Source organism: Streptomyces sp. SS7, assembly GCF_037993025.1.
Classification (GTDB): domain Bacteria; phylum Actinomycetota; class Actinomycetes; order Streptomycetales; family Streptomycetaceae; genus Streptomyces.
Genome location: NZ_CP141223.1, coordinates 7,522,502 through 7,545,440 on the forward strand (window position 1 = coordinate 7,522,502; position 22,939 = coordinate 7,545,440).

Genomic DNA, 22,939 nt, shown 5'->3' on the forward strand with positions numbered 1-22,939 from the left:
CTCACGAGAGTAACCGTCTCCCCGCCCCGCTCCCCGACCGCGACTTCTTAGGTCGTGCAGGCCAGTAACCATCGGTTTAATTTGAGAGACCCAAACATCTCCTTATAATCGGAACCCATGGTTCCCGCACAGGAGGTCCCCTTGAACACCGCCCCCGGCCGCCGGGCCCGCACCCTGCCCCGCGTCCTGGCCGCCCTCACCGCGACGGCCGGTCTGGTGCTCGTCTCCGCCTGCACCTCCAGCGACAGCGGCTCCGGCGGCACCAAGACCGCCGCCGGCGGGGTCGAGCTGGTCAAGGCCGGACAGCTCACCACCTGCACCCACCTGCCGTACCCGCCCTTCCAGTCGGAGATCGACGGCAAGGTGCAGGGCTTCGACGTCTCGCTGATCGACCTGGTCGCCAAGGACCTCGGAGTGAAGCAGCAGATCCTCGACACGCCGTTCGAGAACTTCAAGACGGGCGCCTTCCTGAACTCCGGCGAGTGCGACCTGGCCGCGGCCGGCATGACCATCACCGCCGAGCGCAAGAAGAACGTCGACTTCTCCGACCCCTACTTCGACGCCACCCAGGCCGTCCTGGTCGACAAGAACGCCGGCGTCACCTCCCTCGCGGACGTGAAGTCCAAGAACGTCAAGCTGGGCGCCCAGGCGCAGACCACCGGCGAGGACTACGCCAAGAAGCAGGGCTTCGACCCGGTCTCCTTCGAGTCCTCCGACGCCGTCCTCAACGGACTGCGCACCGGCCAGGTCAAGGCCGTCGTCATCGACTACCCGGTGGTCCAGGGCTGGCTGAAGGACAAGGCCAACGCCGACGCCTTCAAGGTCGTCGACAACCTCAACACCGGCGAGCAGTACGGCTTCACGGTGAAGAAGGGCAACACCGCGCTCCTCGCCGCCATCGACAAGGCGCTCGCCGACGCCAGGGCGGACGGCACGTACAAGAAGCTCTACGAGCAGTGGATCGGCCCCTACGACGCCTCGGCCGCCGCACCGTCCGCGTCGCCGTCCGCGTCATGACCGCCGGGGACGTACCGCTCCAGCCGAAGAAGAAGGGCCTGACCCGGCGACAGAAGCGCAGACTCTCCCGGGGCGCGCAGTACGTCGTCTTCGTCGCCGCCGTGATCGCCTTCGCGGTCTCGGCGGACTGGGGCCGGCTGAAGAACCAGTTCGCCCAGGGGGACATCGCGCGGCAGATGTTCCCGGACGTCATCACCCTAGCCCTGAAGAACACCGTGCTGTACACGGTGTCCGGCTTCGCGCTGGGAGTGCTGCTCGGTCTCGTCGTCGCGCTGATGCGCCTGTCCCCGGTCGGCCCGTACCGCTGGGTGGCCGGCGTGTACATCGAGATCTTCCGCGGCCTGCCCGCCCTGCTCATCTTCATCTTCATCGGGGTCGCGGTGCCGCTCGCCTTCCCCGGCACGGAGATCGTCGGCGGCACCTACGGCAAGGCCGCCCTGGGACTCGGCCTGATCGGAGCCGCCTACATCGCGGAGACCTTCCGGGCCGGCATCCAGGCGGTGCCCAAGGGCCAGACGGAGGCGGCGCGTTCCCTGGGCTTCTCACCCACCCGCGCCCTGTTCTCGATCGTCGTCCCGCAGGCGTTCCGGATCGTCCTCCCGCCGCTCACCAACGAGTTCATCATGCTGTTCAAGGACTCCTCGCTGGTGCTGCTGCTCGGCGTCACCCTCCAGGAGCGCGAACTGTCCAAGTACGGCCGCGACCTCGCCAGCACCACCGCCAACTCCACCCCCATCCTGGTCGCCGGCCTGTGCTACCTGCTGGTGACCGTCCCGCTCGGCTTCGTCGTGCGCCGGCTGGAGGCCAAGACCCAGGAGGCCGCCGGATGACCCGGCCCGAGATCGAAGTCCGCGGCCTGCACAAGTCCTTCGGCGGCAACGAGGTGCTGCGCGGCATCGACCTGGAGATCGGCCAGGGCGAGGTCGTCTGTGTCATCGGCCCCTCCGGCTCGGGCAAGTCGACCCTGCTCAGATGCGTGAACCTGCTGGAGGAGCCGACGAAGGGCCAGGTCTTCGTCGGCGGCACCGAGGTCACCGACCCGGACGTCGACATCGACGCCGTACGCCGCCGTATCGGCATGGTCTTCCAGCAGTTCAACCTCTTCCCGCACCTCACCGTGACCGAGAACCTCACGCTGCCGCAGCGCCGGGTGCTCCGGCGCGACAGGGCGAGCGCCGCCCGGACCGCCGCGGAGAACCTCGAACGCGTCGGGCTCTCGGAGAAGGCGGACGCCTACCCCTCCTCCCTCTCCGGCGGCCAGCAGCAGCGCGTCGCCATCGCCCGCGCCCTCGCCATGGGCCCCGAGGTCATGCTGTTCGACGAGCCGACCTCGGCGCTCGACCCGGAACTGGTCGGCGATGTCCTCGCGGTCATGCGCCGGCTCGCCCGCGAGGGCATGACCATGATGGTCGTCACCCATGAGATGACCTTCGCCCGCGAGGTCGCCGACCGGGTCGTGTTCATGGACGGCGGAGCGGTCGTCGAGGACGGCACCCCCGCCCAGGTCATCGGCAACCCGCGCAACGAGCGCACCCGGCACTTCCTCTCCCGGCTGCTCGACCCGGCGATGGCGGAGGTCGAGGAGGACACGTCCTGACGCGCGGCGGACTGTCGGTGCCGCGTGACAGGCTGAGGAGCATGACCGAGATCACCTCCCTCGCGTGGGACGAGACCGTCGCCGTGTTCGAGCGCCGGGGCCTGCCCGAGTCGTCGTACGAGAACCTCTACGACGAGACCTACGACCTGCGCCCCGGCCCGCTCGTGATCCGGGGCGCGCTCGACCTGGACGCCGAGGACTTCACGCAGGACACGGGCGTCGTCGTCGACGGCGATCTGACCGTCGAGGGCAGCCTCCTCAACGTCGACGACGGCTGCCCGGCGCTCATCGTCCTCGGCGACCTCAAGGCGGCCGACGTCTACCTCGAAGGGGACGTGAAGCTGCTGGTCCTGGGCTCGGTCACGGTGGAGGGCGCCTTCATCGGGAACATGACCGAGAAACTGGTCATGATCCACGGCGACCTGAAGGCCGCCGTGACCGTGCTGTCGAGCGAGTTCGCCCCCGACCTGATAGGCGGCACCCTGCACGGCCCGGTCCTCGCGCCCGCCTACCTCGACCTCGCCCAGGACGTCGACCCGGCCGCCCTCCTCGTCCCCGAGGTGCTCCGCGCCGACGGCGACGACGACTCCGACGAGCTGCGCTGCTTCGACGCCCCGCGGGTGCACGGAGGCCGGCTGCTGGCCCGTATCGAGGAGGGAGTGCCCGTCGTCCTAGGCTGACGCCCATGAGCGATCACGCGGTGCTGCACGTGAAGGGCAGGGTCCTCGCCGGACCCGACGACGTCCGCGACGAACTGTGGGTCGTCGCCGGCCGGATCTCCTACGACCGTCCGGCCGGCGCCCGCGACGTACGGACCGTCCAGGGCTGGGCCCTGCCCGGACTGGTCGACGCCCACTGCCATGTGGGCCTCGGACCCGAGGGCCCGGTCGGGCCCGACGTCGCCGAGAAGCAGGCGGTCACCGACCGCGAGGCCGGCACCCTGCTGATCCGGGACGCCGGCTCGCCCTCCGACACCCGCTGGGTCGACGACCGCGCCGACCTCCCGAAGATCATCAGAGCCGGCCGGCACATCGCCCGCACCCGTCGCTACATCCGGGGCTACGCCCACGAGATCGAGCCCGAGGACCTCGTCGCCCACGTCGCCCACGAGGCCCGGCGCGGCGACGGCTGGGTCAAGCTGGTCGGCGACTGGATCGACCGCGAGGCGGGCGACCTGGCCCCCAGCTGGCCGCGGGAGGCGGCCGAGGCGGCCATCGCGGAAGCCCACCGGCTGGGCGCCCGGGTCACCGCGCACTGCTTCGCCGAGAACTCCCTGCGCGACCTCGTCGAGTCGGGCATCGACTGCGTCGAGCACGCGACGGGTCTCACCGACGACCTGATCCCGCTCTTCGTCGAGCACGGCGTCGCGATCGTCCCCACGCTCGTCAACATCGCCACCTTCCCCCGGCTCGCCGCGGGCGGCGCGGCCAAGTTCCCGCGCTGGTCGGCCCATATGCGCCGGCTCCACGAGCGCCGCTACGACACCGTGCGCTCCGCCCACGACGCCGGCATCCCGGTCTTCGTCGGCACGGACGCCGGCGGCACCCTCCCGCACGGGCTGGTGGCGGCCGAGGTGGCGGAGCTGGTGACCGGGGCCGGACTGCCGCCCCTGACGGCGCTCGCCGCGACCACCTGGGAAGCACGCCGCTGGCTCGGCCGCCCCGGTCTCGACGAGGGCGCCCCGGCCGACCTCGTCGTCTACGACGCCGACCCGCGCGCCGACGTCCGGGTCCTCGCGGAACCCCGCCGGGTGGTGCTCGACGGCCGGGTCGTGGGCTGATCCTCGAAGGCGTGTGCGGCACTCTCACGTTGGAGTGAAGTCCCGTCAGCTCGCTGACCGTTCACCCTTCGTACGTAATTCTTGCGGGGTCCCGCAGCGCGTCTTCCCCGGGGGTCCCGCCCATGAGCACCCTGTCCTTCCGCATGCCCGCACGCCGGCTCGCCGCCGTCGCGGCGGCCGGCGCCCTGGCCGCCGGCCCCGCCGCCCTCGCCGGAGCCGGCCCGGCACACGCCACCGGCGCCGAGGGGAGCGCGAGCGCGGCCGTCCTGCGCACCGGCCTCGACGTGGCCCTGGTGAACAGAACCGCCGAGATGCCGCTCGCCGTCTCCCTCAACGAGGTGCGCGCCCCGCAGTCCGCACCGCAGGCCGCCCGGAAGCCCGCACGGAGGACGGCGCTGACGGCGCGGCTGGACGGTGTCGACGACGGCCGGACCTTCAGCGTCCTGCGCGCCGACGTCGCCGAGGCGAAGGCCGCCGTCGACGGCACCGGGGCCGAGGCCTCCACCCGGCTCACCCGCGCCCGGCTGCACCTGCCCGGTCTGCCGCTGCTCTCCCTGATCGAGGTCGACGCGGTCACCTCCACGGCGACCTGCGCGGCGGGGAAGGCCCCGGTCGCCACCTCCCGTCTCCCCGGCTCGGTGACGGTCCTCGGCAAGAAGGTCTCGGTGGGCGCCGGCGGCCCCACCGACGTGCGGGTGCCCGGCGTGGGAGAGGTCCGGCTCACCTGGTCCCGGCGCGAGACCACCTCCCGTACGGCCGCCGCGACCGCCCTGCGCCTCACCGTCTCCGTCAACCCGCTGAAACTGAACGTCGCCGAGGTCACCGGCACCCTGACCCTGGCCGAGGCGCGCTGCGCCGCACCGCCCGCCGCCGAGCGGGCCACCGGACCGGGCCCGGCCCCCGGGACCGACGTCCGACCGCAGAGCGCGCCCGCCGGGACGGACCTCGCCAGCACCGGCGGCGGCCCCCTCACGCCGTACCTCGCGGGCGGCGCGGCGGCGCTGCTGGCGGCGGGCGGGGGAGCGGTGGCACTGGCCCGCCGCCGCCCCTGAACACCCCGTCAGTTCTGGTGACCCACCGCTGACAGCGCCCGGTCCAGGGCCTGCAGGAACGAGTTGACCGTGGTCCGGTCCCGGACCGCGAGCCGCAGCCACTTCTCGTCGAGCCCCGGGAAGGTGTCCCCGCGCCGGACCGCGAATCCCAGGTCCCGCAGATGCCGGCGCACCGCCGCCGCCCCCGGCAGCCGGATCAGCACGAAGGGGCCCTCGGCCGGTCCGGCGACCCGCACCCCGTCGGAGGCGAACTCCTCCAGCCCGGCGACGAGATGGGCCCGGTCCGTGGCGACCCGGTGCGCGGCGTGCGCCGCCTCCGCCAGTGCCCGCGGGGAGACGCACGCCTCGGCCGCGGCCAGCGCCGGCGTGGACACCGGCCACAGCGGCTGGGCCCGCTCCAGCGCGGCGATCGTCTCCGGGCCGGCGAGGACGTACCCGATCCGCAGTCCCGCGAGCCCCCAGGTCTTGGTCAGGCTGCGCAGCACCACGAGACCGGGCACGTCCGTGCGCCCGGCGAGGGCCTCCCGTTCGCCGGGCACCGCGTCCATGAACGCCTCGTCGACCACCAGCGTCCGCCCCGTCCGGGCCAGCCGCGCGATCGTCTCCGCCGGGTGCAGCACCGAGGTGGGGTTCGTGGGGTTGCCGATCACCACCAGGTCGGCGTCCTCCGGGACCGCCGCCGGATCCAGCCGGAAACCGTCCCCGGCCCGCAGCACCACCCGGTCCACGCTGTGCCCGGCGTCCCGCAGCGCCGCCTCGGGCTCGGTGAACTGCGGATGCACCACGACCGGCCGGCGCACCTTCAGCGCCCGCGCCAGCAGCACGAACGCCTCCGCCGCGCCCGCCGTCAGCAGCACCCGCTCCACCGGCAGCCCGTGCCGCGCCGCCACCGCCGCCCGCGCGGCCCGCCCGTCCGGGTAGGCCGCGAGGCCGGTCAGCGAGGCGGCTATCCGCTCCCGCAGCCAGTGCGGGGGCGTGTCCGCGCGGACGTTCACCGCGAGGTCGACCAGCGCCGAGCCGTCGTCGCGCACCTCGGCGTCCCCGTGGTGCCGCAGATCGTGCCCGTCAGTGCGCATGGGCATGTCCGCCGTGATGGTGATGCCCGTGGCCGTGGTGCCCGTGGTGGTCGCCGTCGTCGTCCGGGTGGAAGTGCGGCTGTTGCGCCAGGCCCACCTTGTCCTCGAACCCGGGCAGCGCGATCCGGTACACGCACGAGTCGCAGTTCATCCGCAGGTCGCCCTTGAGCGCCTCCTCGTACCGCTCCATCACCAGGTCGAGCAGCTCCGGCTCGGGCCCGATGACCTCCGCCGAGCGCACCTCCACCTCCGGGTGCGCGCCCGCCCAGCCCTCGGTCTGCCGGCGCACCCGGTCCGGAAGGATGCCCGTGAACAGGAAGTACGGCAGGACGACGATCCGGCGGGCGCCCAGGCGGACGCACCGGTCCAGGCCGCTCGGCACGTCCGGCGCGGCCAGCGACACGAACGCCGTCTCCACCCCCGCGTACCCGCGTCCCTCCCACAGCAGCCGGGCCGCCTTGTGCACCTCGGCGTTGGCGTCCGGGTCCGTCGACCCGCGTCCCACCAGCAGCACCGTCACGTCGGAGCGGTCGTCCGGGGTGCGTCCGGCCGGGCTGCCCAGCGCCTCGTCGAGGCGCCGCTCCAGGACGTTCAGCAGCGCGGGGTGCGGGCCCAGCGGACGGCCGTAGGTGTACGAGATCCCCGGGTGCCGTTCCTTCTCGCGGGCCAGCGCGGCCGGGATGTCCCCCTTGGCGTGCCCGGCGGACACCAGCATCAGCGGGACGGCGGCGAACCGGCGCACCCCGCGCTCCACCAGTTCGGTCACGGCCTCGCCCAGCGGGGGAGGCGACAGCTCGATGAATCCGCCCGCGACGGGCAGGTCCGGACGGCGGCGCCCCAGCTCCCGTACGAAGTCACGGAACGCCTCGGCTCCGGCCTCGTCCCGGGTGCCGTGGCCGGCGATGAGCAGGGCGGGCGGCGGGGTGGTCACTGTGTCTCCTCGGCGGGAACGGGGTGGATCGAATGGGGTGAAAGCGGCGAAAGTGCTTGATCGTGCAGGGCGTCGGTCACGCGGGCTCCTCCTGCCAGCGGTAGCCGCGGGGCGTCACCATGCGCCCCGCGACGGTCCGGGTCGCGGTGTTGCCCACGGTCACGACGGTCATCATGTCGACCGTCGCCGGGTCGAGGCCGGCCAGGGTCGTCACCCGGGCGGTGCCGTCCGGACGGGAGGCGTTGCGCACGACCCCGACGGGCGTGCCCGGGCGCCGGTGCTCCGCGAGGATCGCGAGCGCCTTCGGCAGCTGCCAGTCACGGCCGCGGGAACGCGGGTTGTAGAAGGTGACGACGAGGTCCGCCTCGGCCGCCGCCCGCACCCGCCGCTCGATGACCTCCCACGGCGTGTGCAGATCGGACAGGCTGATGGAGACGTGGTCATGGCCGAGCGGCGCGCCGAGCAGCGCGGCCGCCGCCAGCGCCGCGGTCACCCCGGGCACCCCGACCACGTCGATGTCCGCGGAGGCCTCGGCGAGCGCCGGGGAGGCCATCGCGTACACGCCGGCGTCCCCGCTGCCGATCAGCGCGACCGCGTGCCCGCGCCGGGCCTCGGCGACCGCCGTGCGCGCCCGCTCCTCCTCGGCGCCGAGCCCCGACTCCAGGATTCTGGTGCCCGGCCGCAGCAGGTCCCGGATCTGGTCGACGTACTGGTCGAGCCCGACGAGCACGGAGGCCCGCCGCAGCTCGTCCTTGGCGCGCGGGGTGAGCAGGTCCCGGGCGCCCGGCCCGAGGCCGACCACTGCGAGCCGCCCGCGCCCCGGTCGCCGGACGACCGCGCAGGTCGCCATGGCGGGGGAGCCACCCGACTTCCGCTTGGGCACGAGGAGTTCGCCGCCCTCGCGCAGGGCGGCGGCCTCGGCGACGGAGGGGGTGCCGACGGCGGCGAGCGGCGCCTCGGAGGGGTTCGGCACCGCCACGGAGGCCAGCTCCCCGGCGGAGTACGTCACCACGGGCACCCCGAGCCGCGCGGCGGCCTCCAGGATGCCGGGCTCCTCGGCCTTGGCGTCGACGGTGGCGAGCGAGGCGACGCTACGGCGGGACAGCCCCGCCTCCCGCAGCGCGCCCTCGATCACCTCCAGGACCTCCTCGGCGGGGGCGCCCCGGGACGCGCCGACCCCGACGACCAGGGTCGGCGGCCGCAGCAGCACCTCCCGGGCGCCGGGCTCGACGGCACGGTCCGTGACCCGCACGGCGTACCCGCCCGCGGCGGACGACCCCGTGCACGGCAGCGGCGGCAGCGGCCACGCCACCTCCGTCTCCAGTGCCACCGGTTCACCGTCCAGCAGGGCCCGGGTCACCGCGGCGACCTCGCCCTCCACGGGCAGCCCGAGGGTGTCCAGGCCGGGCAGGCCGACGGCGTCCGTCGCCGTGGTCACCACCGGCTGGGCGCCGAGCAGCTCCGCCACTTCCCGCGCGAGCGCGTTGGCGCCGCCGGCGTGCCCGCCGAGCAGCGGCACGGCGAACCGTCCGCCCTCGTCGACACAGACCACCCCCGGATCGGCAACCTTGTCGCCGAGCAGCGGGGCGACGAGCCGCACCACGGCCCCCGTCGCGAGGAAACACACAAGCTGCTCGCACTCCGCGAACGCCCGCCGGACGGCGGCCCCCACGGGCCCGTCGTACACCCGCGTACGGTCCGGCCACGCCGCGGCCAGCCGGTCCCGCGCCGCCGCCCCCGCCGCGGTGGCGGAAATGAGGCCGATCACTGAGCTACTCCTTCACTGGACACCGGGGCACGCACACCCCACAGCAGAAAAACGGGATTGGCCGCCGCGAGCCGGGTCACGTCCCCCGGCAGCGGAGCGAGCCGCGCGGACTGGAGCAGGACGCCGTCCACGTCGTACCCGGCGTCCAGCAGCGCGGCCCGCGCCGCCGGCACCCGGTCCAGCGCGGCCAGGGCGACCACCACCGTCCGCCGGGCCCGCCGCGCGCACACCGCCACGATGTCGGCCAGCTCCGTGCCCCCGCCGCCCACGAACACGGCGTCGGGATCGTCGAGACCGGCCAGCGCCTGCGGTGCCCGGCCGTGCACGGCGTCGACGTGGACACCGTGCGCGAGGGCGTTGGCGCGGATCCGCTCCACCCCGTCCGCCGCCCGCTCCACCGCGTCGACGGCCGCCCCGAGCCGGGCACACTCCACGGCCACCGAACCCGACCCCGAGCCGACGTCCCACACCAGGTCGCCGGGGCGCGGCCCGAGCCGGGCCAGGGCCAGCGCCCGCACCTCGAACTTGGTGATCATCGAGTCGCGGTGCGCGAAGGCGTCCTCGGCCAGCGCCCACCCGGCCGGGCGGACGGCGGGTCCGGCGAGCGTCCGCACGGGGGACAGCACCCGGCTCTCGTCCAGGCAGAGGACGACACTCACCGCCGTACCCCACTCCCGTTCGGCGGCCTGCGCGGCGGTGACGCGCACCACCCGCTCCGCCTCCGGGTCGCCCAGCGCGGAGGCGACCACGAGCGTCCGCCCCGACCGGACGAGCGCGGCCCCCAGCTCCGCGGGCCCGGCGCCGGGCCCGGTCAGCACGGCGACCTTCGGAAACGCCCGGCAGATGTTGACCGCCGTCCGCGGATCGCGTCCGTGCGCGCTGACCACAACCGCGTCGTCCCAGGTCAGCCCCTGCCGGGCGAAGGCGGTCGCGACCGACGACACCCCGGGACGCACGTCGAGGCGCGCCGGCCCGAACCGCTCGGCGAGCGCCCGCACGATCCCGAAGAACCCGGGATCGCCCGAGGCCAGCACCACCACCGTCCGGTCCTCGGCGTCGTACCGCGCGATCGTGTCGAGGGCGGGCGCGAGCGGACCGAGCACGATCCGCTCGGCCCCGTCCGGCAGCCGTACGGCGTCCAGATGGCGCCGCCCGCCCACGACCAGCTCCCGCGCCGGCCAGCTCCGCGGGGCCGGGCGGGGTGCCCGTGCCCGTGCCGATCACCGTGATCATGTACTCGCCCCCCGCTCGCGCAGTGCCCGCCGCGCCTCGGGGTCGGCCTTGCGGAAGCCGTGGAAGTGGCCCGGGTGGTACAGGTGCGAACGGGTGCCGTGCGCGTCCAGGGCCGGGCCGACCAGGAAGAGGGTGTGCTTCCAGAGCTTGTGCTCCTTGACCGTCTCCTCCAGCGTGCCGATCGTGCACTTCACGACCAGCTCCTCCGGCCAGGTCGCCTGGTACGCCACCACGACCGGGGTGTCGGTCGGATAGCCGCCCTCCAGCAGCTCCCGCACCAGCTGCCCGCTGCGGGCGGCGGACAGGAACACCGCCATGGTGGTGCCGTGCCGGGCGAACTCCCGCACCTCCTCACCCGGCGGCATCGGCGTCTTGCCGCCCCCCAGCCGGGTGAGCACCACGGACTGCGCGACCTCGGGGATCGTCAGCTCACGCCGGGCGAGCGCGGCCACCGCGGAGAACGACGACACCCCCGGCACGATCTCGGTCTCGATCCCGAGCGCCTCGCACCGGTCGAGCTGCTCCTGGGTGCCGCCCCACAGGGCCGGGTCGCCGGAGTGGATCCTCGCCACCCGCAGTCCGTCGGCCAGCGCCCGCTCGTACACCGCCACGACGTCCTCCAGGGACATCGTGGCCGAGTCGAGGATCTCCGCACCCTCCCGCGCATGGTCCAGGACCTCCGCCTGCACCAGGCTGGCGGCCCAGATCACGACATCCGCCTCCGCGATGGCGCGCGCGGCGCGGAACGTCAGCAGATCGGCGGCGCCGGGGCCGGCACCGACGAAGGTCACCTTGCCGGCGGGGGCATCGGCCATGGTCTCGGGTCCTCTCATAACGGGTCACTACGGGGCACAAAGGGGCGTGTGGAGGGTCAGGGGCATGGCCGGATGTGCGCGGCCGGGGTCCGATCGGATACGAAGGGCCCATGGCGGTCTTCGTCGCGCTCGGCGCGTTCCTCATGACGCTGGCCGGCGGCTGGACGGCACAGCGTGTCACCGACCGCCGCCATCTCGTCCTCGGCCTGGCCGGCGGCCTCATGCTGGGCGTCGTCGGCCTGGACCTGCTGCCGGAGGCCCTGGACGCGGCCGGCACCGAGGTCTTCGGCGTCCCGGCGGCACTCCTGCTGTTCGTCGCGGGCTTCCTGCTGGCCCATCTGGTGGAACGCCTGCTCGCGGTGCGCCAGGCCGCGCACGGCGGCGACGAGCACGACGGCCGGGTCCCCGAGGTGGGCCTGACGGCCGCCGCGGCCATGGTCGGCCACAGCGCCATGGACGGCGTGGCGATCGGCGCGGCCTTCCAGGTCGGCGGCGGCATGGGCCTGGCGGTGGCCGTGGCGGTGATCGCCCACGACTTCGCCGACGGCTTCAACACGTACACGATCACGAGCCTGTACGGGAACGCCCGCCGGCGAGCGCAGCTCATGCTGGTCGCGGACGCGGCGGCCCCCGTGGCCGGCGCGGCGGCAGCGACCGTCGTCACCGTCCCGGAGCAGCTGCTCGGCGGGTATCTCGGCCTCTTCGGCGGCGCGCTGCTCTACCTCGCGGCCGCCGAGATCCTCCCCGAGGCCCACCACGAACACCCCGCCCGCTCGACCGTGCTGTGCACGATCGCGGGCGCGGCCTTCATCTGGCTGGTGGTGGGCCTGGCGGCCTGATCCGGCCGTTCTCACAGCTTGCCGCCCCGCCCGCCCTCGCGCCGCGCGGGCGCGATCAGCGTCGAGAGGTAGGGCAGCGGCTCGCCGTCCAGGTCACCGGCCGGCCGGATGGACTCCTCCGTGAGCCCCAGCGCCGATCCCCACACCGCGTCCTCGATCCGCCTGGTCTGCCGCAGCGCCTCGGCGACCTCGGCCGCCTGCCGCCCGAACTTGTACGCCACGACCGTCCCCGGCCCGGCCAGCGCGTCCTTCAGCACGGCCGACCCGGCGGTCACCGGCACCAGCGTCAACGGCTCGGTGCCCTCGGTGAGCACGGCGCCCGAGCGCGCGGCGAGGTCCTGCATGGCGGTGATCCCCGGGACGGTCCCGATCTCCGTCCCCGGCACCAGCGCGGCGATCGTCTGCGCCAGATAGGTGAAGGTCGAGTACACGTTCGGGTCCCCGATGGTCGCGAAGGCCACGCTGCCGTGCCGCCTCAGCAGCTCGGCGACCCGCTCCCCGGCCGCGTCCCAGGCGGCCTCCCGCCGCCCCCGGTCGGTCCGCTCGTTCAGCGCGAACACCACGCGGACGACCTTCTCGGGCGCCACGTAGTGCAGCACGGTCGCCTCGGCGCGCCCCCGCTCGCCGGTGTCCATCACGGGCACGACGACGACGTCGGCCGCCCGCAGCGCGTTGACGCCCTTCACCGTCACCAGCTCCGGATCCCCGGGACCCACCCCGACCCCGATCAGCCTGCTGCGCTCGCTCATGACGTCCGGCACCTCTCCACGAACCTACGGGCCACACCGGGTTCGGCCGCCCAGTGCGTGTGCAGATAACTCGCGTGCACACCTTGTTGTACGAAGCCTTCGACGCGCGGCTCGGGGGCACGCATCCCCCACGCCGGAGCCGCCCCGGCCCCCGGCTCGACGACGGTCCGGTGGAACTCGTGCCCCCGCAGACGGGTACCGGCCGGCGCCAGCACACTGTCGCTCACGGCGACCGCGTCCCGGTAGCCGAGGGTCAGCCGCTCCGACATCCGCGCGGCGGCGTCCAGCACCCCGCACATCGGCTGCCCGTCCAGCTCCCGGCACAGGTACAGCAGCCCCGCGCACTCGGCGGCGACGGGCGCGCCGGACGCCGCGAGCGCGGCGACCTCCTTGCGCAGGAGCTCGTTGGCGGACAGCTCGGCGGCGTAGACCTCGGGGAACCCGCCGCCGACGACCAGCCCGGCGGTGCCCTCCGGGAGGGAGCCGTCCCGCAGGGGGTCGAAGACGACGACGTCGGCTCCCGCGGCGGTGAGCAGCTCGACCTGCTCGGCGTAGGAGAAGGTGAAGGCGGTCCCACCGGCGACGGCGACGACGGGCCTGAGCGCTTTGCGGGCCGGCTCCTCTGCCGGCCGGGACGGGCGGTCGTGGCTGGGCAGACCGGGGGTCCAGGGGGCGGAGCCCCCTGGTACGGCACCCGCACCCCGGGCAAGAGCCTCCAGCGCGGCGAGATCACACCCGTCGGAGACCCACGCGGCCATGGAGGCGACCGCCTCCACCGCAGCCGACTGCCGTTCGGCGACGGGAACCAACCCGAGGTGCCGGGAAGGGGTCTCCAAGGGCGCGGCCCGCCGCAGGGCACCGAGCACCGGCACCCCGGCCGACTCCAACGCCTCCCGCAGCAACGCCTCGTGCCGGTCCGACGCGACCTTGTTCAGGATCACGCCCCCCACCCGCACCCCGGTATCCCAGGAGACGAACCCGTGCACCAGCGCCGCCACCGACCGCGACTGCGACGACGCGTCCACGACGAGCACGACGGGCGCCCCCAGCAACTTCGCGACCTGGGCGGTGGACGCCAGTTCCCCTTCGCCCGCCGCCCCGTCGTACATCCCCATCACGCCCTCGACGACGGCGAGGTCGCACCCGCGCGCCCCGTGCAGGAAGAGCGGGGCGATCAGCTCCGGCCCGCACAGGTACGCGTCGAGGTTGCGCCCCGGCCGCCCGGTCGCGAGGGCGTGGTACCCGGGGTCGATGTAGTCCGGTCCCACCTTGTGCGGGGACACGGTGAGCCCCCGCGCGGCGAACGCGGCCATCAGCCCCGTGGCGACGGTGGTCTTGCCGCTGCCGGACGACGGCGCGGCGACGACCAGCCGGGGTACCGCAGTCACCACTCGATGCCCTTCTGGCCCTTCTGGCCGGCGTCCATCGGGTGCTTGACCTTGGACATGTCGGTCACCAGATCGGCGCACTCCACCAGCTTCTGCGGGGCGTTGCGGCCGGTGATCACGACATGCTGGGTGCCGGGCCGGTCCCGCAGCACCTCGACCACCTCGTCGGTGTCCACCCACCCCCAGTGCAGGGGGTAGGCGAACTCGTCGAGCACGTACAGCCGGTACGTCTCGGCGGCCAGGTCCCGCTTGACCTGCTCCCACCCCTCCCGGGCCTTCTCCTCGTTGTCCAGCTGCGCGTCGCGCTGGACCCAGGACCAGCCCTCGCCCATCTTGTGCCAGTCGACGGTGCCGCCCTCGCCGGAGGCGCCCAGCACCCGCAGCGCGTTCTCCTCGCCGACCTTCCACTTCGCCGACTTGACGAACTGGAACACCCCGATGGGCCACCCCTGGTTCCAGGCCCGCAGCGCGAGCCCGAAGGCGGCGGTCGACTTGCCCTTCCCGATTCCCGTGTGCACGACCAGCAGCGGCCGGTTGCGGCGCTGACGCGTGGTCAGCCCGTCGTCGGGCACGACACTCGGCTGTCCCTGTGGCATTAAGCGGCCCTCCCGCGTACGTCGTTGACCAGTCCTGCGATCGAGTCCGCCCGCAGCTCGTCGAGCGTCACCGCCGTCCCGCCCAGTTCACCGGCGAGCTGTCCGGCGAGCCCGAGCCGCACCGGCCCCGACTCGCAGTCCACGACCACGGACGCCACGCCCTCGGCGGCGAACAGCCGGGCCGCCCGCCCCGCGAGCGCCACCGGCTCCGGTCCGCCGGTCGCGCGCCCGTCCGTGACGACCACGACCAGCGCCCGCCGCGCGGGATCGCGCAGCCCCTCCACCCGCAGCACGTCGTGCGCCTTGAGCAGTCCCGCGGCGAGCGGCGTACGGCCACCGGTGGGCAGCGACTCCAGCCGGGCCGCGGCGGCGTCCACCGACGACGTCGGAGGCAGCACGACCTCGGCCGCCGCCCCCCGGAACGTCACCAGCCCCACCTTGTCCCGTCGCTGATAGGCGTCGAGCAGCAGCGACAGCACGGCGCCCTTCACGGCGCTCATCCGCCGCCGCGCCGCCATCGACCCGGAGGCGTCCACGACGAACAGCACGAGGTTGCCCTCGCGCCCCTCCCGGGCCGCCTGCCGCAGATCGTCCCGGCGCAGGACCAGCCCCGGCCCCGACCGCCCGCGCGCCCGCTGGTGCGGCGCGGCGGCCTGCACGGTCGCCGCCAGGTGCAGCTTGGTCAGGGCGCCCCGGGGCCGCCGGGCCCCGGTGGTCCGCCCGTGCTCGGTCCGCGCCCGCGAGCGCCGCCCGGCGGCCCCCGCACCGATGCCGGGCACGCTCAGCACCTTCGTGCGGAACGGCTCGGCGGCCCGTACGGCCGACTGCTCGCCCGCGCCGGAGGCCTGCGGCTCACCGCCCTCGCCCTCCTCGGGCCGCGCGCCGGAGTCCCCGCCCTGCGGACCGGCGTCCGGCGTCGGCTGCCCGCCGCCCCCACCGGGACCGTCGGGGTCGGGATCCGTGTCGCCCTCGTCCTCCCCGGAGAACTCCTCCAGCGTCTGATCCAGCCTGTCCTCGTCGAGGCCCGGCGCGTCGAAGGGGTTGCGGCGACGGCGGTGCGGCAGCGCGAGCAGCGCCGCCTGCCGCACGTCCTCGGCGAGGACGTCCGTCCGCCCGGCCCATGCGGCCAGCGCGGTCGCCGTGCGTGCCATCACGATGTCGGCGCGCATGCCGTCCACCTCGAAGGCGGCGCAGGTCGCCGCGATCTGCCGCAGCGCCCCGTCGCCCAGCCGCACCGACGGCAACAGCTCCCGTGCCGCCGCGATCCGTGCCCGTACGGCGGACTCCTCGTCCGCCCACCGCGCGGCGAAGGCCGCGGGATCGTCGTCGTGGGCGAGCCGCCGCCGGACGACCTCCACCCGCTGGTCGGGCTCGCGCGAGGCGGTCACCTCCACGGTCAGCCCGAACCGGTCGAGCAACTGCGGCCGCAGTTCGCCCTCCTCCGGGTTCATGGTCCCGACCAGCAGGAACCGCGCGGCATGCCGTACGGAGACGCCCTCGCGCTCCACGTACGAGGCACCCATCGCCGCCGCGTCCAGCAGCAGGTCGACCAGGTGGTCGTGGAGGAGGTTGACCTCGTCGACGTACAGGATCCCGCGGTGCGCGCCGGCCAGCAGCCCCGGCTCGAAGGCCTTCACGCCCTCGGCGAGCGCCCGCTCGATGTCGAGCGCGCCCACGAGCCGGTCCTCCGAGGCACCCACGGGCAGCTCGACCAGCCGCGCCGGCCGGGTCTCGAACGCCCCCGGCTCGTGCGGCCCGTCCGGGCACCCCGGGTCGGGGGAGCCGGGGTCGCAGGAGAACCGGCAGCCGGAGACCACGTCCAGCGCCGGCAGCAGCGCCGACAGGGCCCGTACGGCCGTGGACTTGGCGGTGCCCTTCTCACCGCGCACCAGCACTCCGCCGACCGCCGGTGACACGGCGTTCAGCAGCAGCGCGAGCCGCAGGTCGTCCTGGCCGACGACGGCCGTGAACGGAAAGGGGGTGCTGCTCACTGGTCGCCCTCCAGGTCGCCTTCCAGCTCCAGATACGTGGCCCGCAGCCGCTCCAGGGTGTCGGCGTCCGGTTCCGCCCACAGCCCGCGCTCGGCGGCCTCCAGCAGGCGTTCGGTGATCCCGCGCAGGGCCCACGGGTTGGACTTCTTCATGAAGTCCCGGTTCTCCGGCTCGAAGACGTACTCGGCGCTGAGCTTCTCGTACATCCAGTCGTCGACCACCCCGGCCGTCGCGTCGTAGCCGAAGAGGTAGTCGACGGTCGCCGCCATCTCGAAGGCGCCCTTGTAGCCGTGCCGGCGCATCGCCGCCATCCAGCGCGGGTTGACCACCCGGGCGCGGAACACCCGGTGCGTCTCCTCGCCCAGCGTGCGCGTCCTCACCTGGTCCGGTACGGCGGAGTCGCCGACGTACGCCTCGGGGCTGGCGCCCGTCAGATGCCGCACCATGGCGACCATGCCGCCGTGGTACTGGAAGTAGTCGTCGGCGTCCACGAGGTCGTGCTCACGGGTGTCGACGTTCTTCGCGGCGACGGCGATCCGCCGGAACGCCGTCTCCATGTCCCCGCGCGCCGCCCGCCCGTCGAGCCCGCGCCCGTAGGCGTAGCCGCCCCAGACGGCGTACACCTCGGCGAGGTCGGCGTCGCTGCGCCAGTTGCGCGCGTCGATCAGCGGCAGCAGACCGGCCCCGTACGCCCCCGGCTTGGAGCCGAAGACCCGGGCCGTCGCGCGCCGCCGGTCGCCGTGCGCGGCGGTGTCCTCGTCGGCGTGCGCCTTCACGAAGTTGCTCTCGGCCGGCTCGTCCAGCTCGGCCACCGTCCGCACGGCGTCGTCGATCAGCCCCACCACGTGCGGGAACGCGTCCCGGAAGAACCCGGAGATCCGGACCGTGACATCGATGCGGGGCCGGCCCAGCTCGGCCGGGGGGATCACCTCGAAGCCGGTCACCCGGCGCGAGGCGTCGTCCCAGACCGGACGGCAGCCCAGCAGGGCGAGGATCTCGGCGATGTCGTCGCCCTGCGTGCGCATGGCGGACGTGCCCCACACCGTCAGACCGACGGACCTCGGGTACGCGCCGGTGTCCTGCAGGTACCGCTGCACGAGCGAGTCGGCGAGCGACTGCCCGACCTCCCAGCTCAACCGGGACGGGATCGCCTTGGGGTCGACGGAGTAGAAGTTCCGGCCGGTCGGCAGGACGTTGACCAGACCGCGGGTCGGCGAGCCCGACGGTCCGGCCGGGACGTAACCGCCGTCCAGCGCCTTGAGGATGTGCCCGATCTCGTCCGTGGTCCGCGCCAGCCGCGGCACCACCTCGGTGCACGCGAACTCCAGGACCGCGACGGCCTCGGGGAGTTCGGCGCCGAGGACGTCCCGCACCAGCGGCCGGGCGGCGGTGACGTCCCAGCCGCGCGCCTCCAGGCCCTCCGCGACCCGCCGGCACAGCTGCTCCAGCAGATCGATCGCGTCGGCCGCCGTCCGCGCCGGACCCGCCACCAGGTCCGACAGCTCCGCCGGCACCTTCACCGGCGCCCCCGGCTCGGCCAGCAACTCCTTCTCGACCAGCCCGAAATGGGCCGCGAAGGAGGCCCGCAGCCCCGGCAGCGCGTTCGCCTGGCCGCCCCACACCTGCGAGGCGCGCAGCACGGCGAGCACCAGGTTCACCCGCGCCTCGTCGACCGGGCCGCCGCCCAGGACGTGCAGACCGTCGCGGATCTGCACGTCCTTGATCTCGCACAGATAGCCGTCGATGTGCATGACGAACTCGTCGAAGTCGTCCTCGTCCGGCTGCTCGTCGACGTGCAGGTCGTGGTGGAGCTCGGCCGCCTTCACCAGGGTCCAGATCTGCGCCCGCACCGCCGGCGCCTTCACCGGGTCCAGGTCGGAGACGAGCGCGTACTCGTCGAGGAGCTGTTCCAGCTTCGCCAGGTCGCCGTAGGTGTCCGCGCGGGCCATCGGCGGCACCAGGTGGTCCACGACCGTGGCGTGCCCGCGCCGCTTGGCCTGGGTGCCCTCGCCCGGGTCGTTGACGATGAACGGGTAGACCAGCGGCAGATCGCCGAGGACCGCGTCCGGGGCGCAGCCACGGCCGAGGCCGAGACCCTTGCCGGGCAGCCACTCCATCGTGCCGTGCTTGCCCATGTGCACGATCGCGTCGGCCCCGAAGCTGTTCTCCAGCCATCGGTAGGCGGCCAGGTAGTGGTGCGACGGCGGCATGTCGGGGTCGTGGTAGATCGCGATCGGGTTCTCCCCGAAGCCGCGCGGCGGCTGGATCATCACGACGACGTTCCCGAACCGCAGCGACGCGAGCACGATGTCCTCGCCGTCGACGTAGAGCGAGCCCGGCGGCTCGCCCCACGCCTCCAGCATGGCGTCCCGCAGCTCCGGGTCGAGCCGGTCGAACCAGGTGCGGTAGTCCGCGAGCGGCACCCGCGCGGGCGCGGCGGCCAGCTGCTCCTCCGTCAGCCACTCCACGTCGTGCCCGCCGGCCTCGATCAGCCGGTGGATCAGCTCGTCGCCCTCGGACGGGTACGCGGTCAGGCCGTACCCGGCGTCCCGGAGCGCGTCCAGCACCCGGACCGCCGACGCGGGCGTGTCCAGCCCGACCGCGTTGCCGACCCGTGAGTGCTTCGTCGGATACGCGGTGAAGACCAGCGCGATCCTCTTCTCGGCGTTCGGCTTGTGCCGCAGCCGCGCGTGCCGCACCGCGATCCCGGCGACGCGCCCGGCCCGCTCGGGGTCGGCGACGTACACCGGGACGCCGTCCGGCCCCTGCTCCTTGAACGAGAACGGGACGGTGATCAGCCGGCCGTCGAACTCGGGGATCGCGACCTGCATCGCCGCGTCCATGGGGGACAGGGCGGCGTCGGACTCGTCCCACGCCTGCCGCGAGGAGGTCAGGCACAGCCCCTGCAGCACGGGGACGTTCAGCTCGGCGAGCGCCCCGATGTCCCACGCCTCCTCGTCCCCGCCGGCCGACGCCTGCGAGGCGTGCGTGCCGCCCGCCGCGAGCACGGTGGCGACCAGGGCGTCCGTCCCGCCGAGGAGCTCGTACAGCCCGGCGTCCGCCCCGCGCAGCGAACCGCAGTACACGGGCAGCGCGTTGGCCCCCTGCGCCTCGATCGCCTCGCACAGCGTGTCCACGAACGCGGTGTTGCCGCTCAGCTCGTGGGCCCGGTAGAAGAGCACGCCGACGGTCGGCCGGCCCGCCTCCCGGGCGCGCTCCCCGTGGACGCCGTAGTCGGGCATCTTCCGCGGCTCGACGAACCCCTCGCCGGTCAGCAGCACGGTGTCCGAGAGGAACCGGGCGAGTTCGGTGAGGTTGTCCGGGCCGCCCTCGACCAGGTACCGCAGCGCCTCGGCCACCACACCGGCCGGCACCGACGACTCGGCCATCAGCTCGGCGTCCGGCACGCTCTCGCCGCCCAGCAGCACGGTCGGGATGCCGGACGCCTTCAGCACGGCCAGTCCGTCCTCCCAGGCCCGCTTGCCGCCGAGCAGCCGTACGACGGCGAGGTCCGCGCCGTCCAGGAGACCGGGCAGCTCGTCCGTGACGTCGACGCGGGTCGGGTTGCCGATCCGGTAGCCGGCACCGGTGGCGGCCCGGGCCGCCAGCAGATCGGTGTCGGCGGTCGACAACAACAACACAGTGCTCATGCGGGCGCTCCCGGTGGAATGAAAGGCAGTCCTTGCGGCGCGCCCGACTCGATGAGCCGCATCAGCGCGTCCGTGTCCGCGTGCTGTTCGATCAGATCGCCGAGCCGGTCGAGCTGCTCCTCGCGCAGCGCGGCGAACGAGGTGTCCGGGGCCGGCACCAACCGGCGGCCCGCGGCGGCCGCCACCTCGCGCAGGAAGGCCCGCCGGAAGCCGTCGGACTCCAGCGAGCCGTGCCAGTGGGTGCCCCAGGTCTGCCCGACCCGGACGCCGTCCAGGAAGGGCTCGCCCTCGCCGACCTCGGCGACCCCGTGGTGGATCTCGTACCCCTCGACCGGCTCGCCGAGGGCCCGGCCGACCGGCCGGGTGAGGGTCTTCTCCCGGGCGAACCGCACCCGGACCGGCAGCACCCCGAGCCCGTCGACGTGCCCCCGCCGGCTCTCGACCTCGTCCTCGATGTGCTCGCCGAGGATCTGGAAGCCGCCGCAGATCCCGAGGACCGGCCGGCCCTCGGCGGCCCTGCGCCGCAGGGCCTCGGCGAGCCCCCGCTCCTGCAGCCACTCCAGCGCCCGTACGGTCCCGCGCGTCCCCGGGATCACCACCAGGTCGGCGTCCGCCAGCTCCTCCGGCCGGTCCACGAACCGCACCACGACCCCCGGTTCGGCGGCGAGGGCGTCCACGTCGGTGAAGTTGGACATCAGCGGGATCGCGCACACCGCGACCCGCAGCACGTCCTCGCCGACGGGCGGCGAGACGTTCGACTCCCGTACGGTCCCGCGCAGGGACACCCGCAGCCCGTCCTCCTCGTCGATCCCGAGCCCGTGCCGGAACGGCAGCACCCCGTACGTCCGCCGCCCGGTCAGCCCGTGCAGCATGGCGAGGCCCGGCTCCAGCAGCGAGACGTCCCCGCGGAACTTGTTGACGAGGAACCCGGCGACCAGCCCCTGGTCCTCGGGGGAGAGCAGCGCCACCGTCCCGAAGAACGAGGCGAAGACCCCGCCGCGGTCGATGTCGCCGACGACGAGGACCGGGAGCCCGGCGCCCCGGGCGATCCCCATGTTGACGATGTCGGTCCGCCGGAGATTGATCTCGGCGGGAGAACCGGCCCCCTCACAGATCACCGCGTCATACGTGCCCCGCAACTCGGCGAGACAGTCGAGCACGGTCCCGAGGAGTTTCTGCTGCCGCCCGCCGTGATAGCCGCGCGCGCTCATCTCGCCCACCGGTCTGCCGAGCAGCACCACTTGGCTGCTCTGCTCGCCACCGGGCTTGAGCAGCACGGGATTCATCAGCGCGGTCGGCTCGACGCGGCAGGCCTGCGCCTGCATGGCCTGCGCCCGCCCGATCTCGGCGCCCTCCCGCGTCACGAAGGAGTTCAGCGACATGTTCTGCGCCTTGAAGGGCGCGACCTTGACCCCCTGGCGGACCAGCCACCGGCAGATCCCGGCCGTGACGACACTCTTGCCGGCGTCGGAGGTGGTGCCGGCGACGAGGAGACCCCCGCTCATGACCTGTGCCCCCTTGCGATGAGGCGCCCGGCGACACAGACGCCGAGCGCGAGCAGACCGACGCGCCGGGAGAGCCGTACGGCCCGCTCGATGTCGCCCGTGGCGACGGCGCGTCCTTCCCCGTTGAGCACGGGCCGGTGCTCGACCCGGCCCCCGTACGACAGCGTCCCGCCGAGCCGCACCCCGAGGGCCCCCGCGAACGAGGCCTCGACGGGCCCGGCGTTGGGGCTGGGATGCCGGTCCGCGTCCTGCCGCCAGGCCCGTACGGCACCTCGCGGATCGTCCCCCGCCAGCGCGGCGAGCCCGGCGGTCAGCCGTGCCCCCGGCCACCCGGCGGCGTCGTCGAGCCGGGCCGCGGCCCACCCGAACCGCCGGTAGCGGGGGGACCGGTGACCCACCATCGCGTCGAGCGTGTTGACGGCCCGGAACCCGAGCAGCCCCGGCACCCCGCCCACCGCGCCCCACACCAGGGCCCCCACGACGGCGTCCGAGGTGTTCTCCGCGACGGACTCCACGACGGCTCGCGCGATCCCGTCGGCGTCGAGCGCCTGGGGGTCCCGCCCGCACAGATGCGGCAGCCGGGCCCGCGCCGCCCCGATGTCCCCCGCCTCCAGGGCCCGTCCCACGGTCCGGGCCTCACGGACCAGCGAGGTCCCGCCGACCACGGCCCAGGTGGCGGCGGCGGTCAGCGCGACGGAGGCGGCGGGGGAGCGGCGTACGGCCCGCTCGGCGAGGGACCCGAGGGCGACCGCCCCACCCGCGCAGACGGCGGTGTGCAGGGCGCCTCGTCCCCGGTGGTCCCGCCACAGCAGCCGCTCCACGGCACCGGCGGCCCGCCCGAACGCGGCGACCGGATGCGCCCGGCGGGGATCGCCGAGGAGCAGGTCACCGAGGAGGCCGGCGGCGGCGCCGTACGCGAAGACGCGATCGGCTCGCATCGGCTCAGCCGGCC

The 22,939-nt window shown here is 74.3% G+C and carries 18 protein-coding genes and 1 pseudogene; 7 read left to right on the forward strand and 12 right to left on the reverse strand.

Features of this window, described 5'->3' with window-relative positions; genetic code table 11:
- Positions 1 to 141: 141 nt before the first annotated feature.
- The 6 genes from U5640_RS34530 (at position 142) to U5640_RS34555 (ending at position 5,446) form a co-directional block, all read left to right on the forward strand.
- Positions 142 to 1,017 carry a transporter substrate-binding domain-containing protein gene (locus U5640_RS34530; protein WP_340385499.1) on the forward strand — a complete coding sequence of 292 codons (876 nt, stop codon included), beginning with the start codon at positions 142 to 144 and terminating at the stop codon, positions 1,015 to 1,017.
- Positions 1,014 to 1,847 (forward strand): amino acid ABC transporter permease, encoded by an 834-nt coding sequence (locus U5640_RS34535; protein WP_340381510.1) that lies wholly within the window; start codon positions 1,014 to 1,016, stop codon positions 1,845 to 1,847. Before U5640_RS34530 ends, U5640_RS34535 begins: the two co-directional genes overlap by 4 nt.
- Positions 1,844 to 2,614: an amino acid ABC transporter ATP-binding protein gene (locus U5640_RS34540; protein ID WP_340381512.1), complete on the forward strand. Its 771-nt coding sequence runs from the start codon at positions 1,844 to 1,846 to the stop codon at positions 2,612 to 2,614. Before U5640_RS34535 ends, U5640_RS34540 begins: the two co-directional genes overlap by 4 nt.
- 41 nt (positions 2,615 to 2,655) lie before the next feature.
- Complete coding sequence (locus tag U5640_RS34545) at positions 2,656 to 3,294, forward strand: hypothetical protein (protein ID WP_340381515.1); 639 nt, start codon at positions 2,656 to 2,658, stop codon at positions 3,292 to 3,294.
- A 5-nt stretch (positions 3,295 to 3,299) separates the two neighbouring features.
- On the forward strand, positions 3,300 to 4,394 hold the full coding sequence (locus U5640_RS34550; protein WP_340381517.1) for an amidohydrolase family protein: 1,095 nt from the start codon (positions 3,300 to 3,302) through the stop codon (positions 4,392 to 4,394).
- A 122-nt stretch (positions 4,395 to 4,516) separates the two neighbouring features.
- Positions 4,517 to 5,446 carry an SCO1860 family LAETG-anchored protein gene (locus U5640_RS34555; RefSeq protein ID WP_340381519.1) on the forward strand — a complete coding sequence of 310 codons (930 nt, stop codon included), beginning with the start codon at positions 4,517 to 4,519 and terminating at the stop codon, positions 5,444 to 5,446.
- A gap of 8 nt (positions 5,447 to 5,454) precedes the next feature.
- On the opposite strand, the gene cobC is transcribed toward U5640_RS34555, so the two are convergent.
- From cobC to cobM, 5 genes and pseudogenes are all read right to left on the reverse strand, one after another.
- Positions 5,455 to 6,522, reverse strand: a complete 1,068-nt coding sequence (gene cobC, locus U5640_RS34560; RefSeq protein ID WP_340385501.1) for an Rv2231c family pyridoxal phosphate-dependent protein CobC — start codon at positions 6,520 to 6,522, stop codon at positions 5,455 to 5,457.
- Entirely contained in the window at positions 6,512 to 7,453 is a 942-nt protein-coding gene (locus U5640_RS34565; protein WP_340381521.1) for a sirohydrochlorin chelatase, read from the reverse strand. The genes cobC and U5640_RS34565 overlap by 11 nt, the downstream gene beginning before the upstream one ends.
- Positions 7,454 to 7,529: 76 nt before the next feature.
- Positions 7,530 to 9,221 carry a precorrin-3B C(17)-methyltransferase gene (cobJ, locus tag U5640_RS34570; protein ID WP_340381523.1) on the reverse strand — a complete coding sequence of 564 codons (1,692 nt, stop codon included), beginning with the start codon at positions 9,219 to 9,221 and terminating at the stop codon, positions 7,530 to 7,532.
- Positions 9,218 to 10,454, reverse strand: a pseudogene (cbiE, locus tag U5640_RS34575) (precorrin-6y C5,15-methyltransferase (decarboxylating) subunit CbiE). Before cbiE ends, cobJ begins: the two are co-directional and overlap by 4 nt.
- Complete coding sequence (gene cobM / locus U5640_RS34580; RefSeq protein ID WP_340381525.1) at positions 10,451 to 11,269, reverse strand: precorrin-4 C(11)-methyltransferase; 819 nt, start codon at positions 11,267 to 11,269, stop codon at positions 10,451 to 10,453. Before cobM ends, cbiE begins: the two are co-directional and overlap by 4 nt.
- Positions 11,270 to 11,379: 110 nt before the next feature.
- Here cobM and U5640_RS34585 point away from each other — a divergent pair, with 110 nt between their 5' ends.
- Positions 11,380 to 12,108 carry a ZIP family metal transporter gene (locus U5640_RS34585; RefSeq protein ID WP_340381527.1) on the forward strand — a complete coding sequence of 243 codons (729 nt, stop codon included), beginning with the start codon at positions 11,380 to 11,382 and terminating at the stop codon, positions 12,106 to 12,108.
- 11 nt (positions 12,109 to 12,119) lie between these two features.
- On the opposite strand, the gene cobI is transcribed toward U5640_RS34585, so the two are convergent.
- The 7 genes from cobI to U5640_RS34620 are packed head-to-tail and all read right to left on the reverse strand — an operon-like array spanning position 12,120 to position 22,925.
- Positions 12,120 to 12,857, reverse strand: coding sequence for a precorrin-2 C(20)-methyltransferase (cobI, locus tag U5640_RS34590; RefSeq protein ID WP_340381529.1), 738 nt, complete (start codon positions 12,855 to 12,857; stop codon positions 12,120 to 12,122).
- Positions 12,854 to 14,248, reverse strand: coding sequence for a cobyrinate a,c-diamide synthase (locus U5640_RS34595; RefSeq protein WP_340381531.1), 1,395 nt, complete (start codon positions 14,246 to 14,248; stop codon positions 12,854 to 12,856). Before U5640_RS34595 ends, cobI begins: the two co-directional genes overlap by 4 nt.
- On the reverse strand, positions 14,242 to 14,841 hold the full coding sequence (gene cobO, locus U5640_RS34600) for a cob(I)yrinic acid a,c-diamide adenosyltransferase (protein WP_340381533.1): 600 nt from the start codon (positions 14,839 to 14,841) through the stop codon (positions 14,242 to 14,244). The genes U5640_RS34595 and cobO overlap by 7 nt, the downstream gene beginning before the upstream one ends.
- The gene (locus tag U5640_RS34605) at positions 14,841 to 16,832 is read right to left on the reverse strand and encodes a putative cobaltochelatase (protein WP_340381535.1); all 1,992 of its coding nucleotides are present in this window, start codon (positions 16,830 to 16,832) and stop codon (positions 14,841 to 14,843) included. Before U5640_RS34605 ends, cobO begins: the two co-directional genes overlap by 1 nt.
- Entirely contained in the window at positions 16,829 to 20,482 is a 3,654-nt protein-coding gene (gene cobN / locus U5640_RS34610; RefSeq protein ID WP_340381537.1) for a cobaltochelatase subunit CobN, read from the reverse strand. Before cobN ends, U5640_RS34605 begins: the two co-directional genes overlap by 4 nt.
- A complete protein-coding gene (locus U5640_RS34615) occupies positions 20,479 to 21,987 on the reverse strand; it encodes a cobyric acid synthase (RefSeq protein ID WP_340381539.1) in 1,509 nt (502 codons plus the stop codon). Before U5640_RS34615 ends, cobN begins: the two co-directional genes overlap by 4 nt.
- Positions 21,984 to 22,925 (reverse strand): cobalamin biosynthesis protein, encoded by a 942-nt coding sequence (locus tag U5640_RS34620; protein ID WP_340381541.1) that lies wholly within the window; start codon positions 22,923 to 22,925, stop codon positions 21,984 to 21,986. The genes U5640_RS34615 and U5640_RS34620 overlap by 4 nt, the downstream gene beginning before the upstream one ends.
- Positions 22,926 to 22,939: the final 14 nt, after the last annotated feature.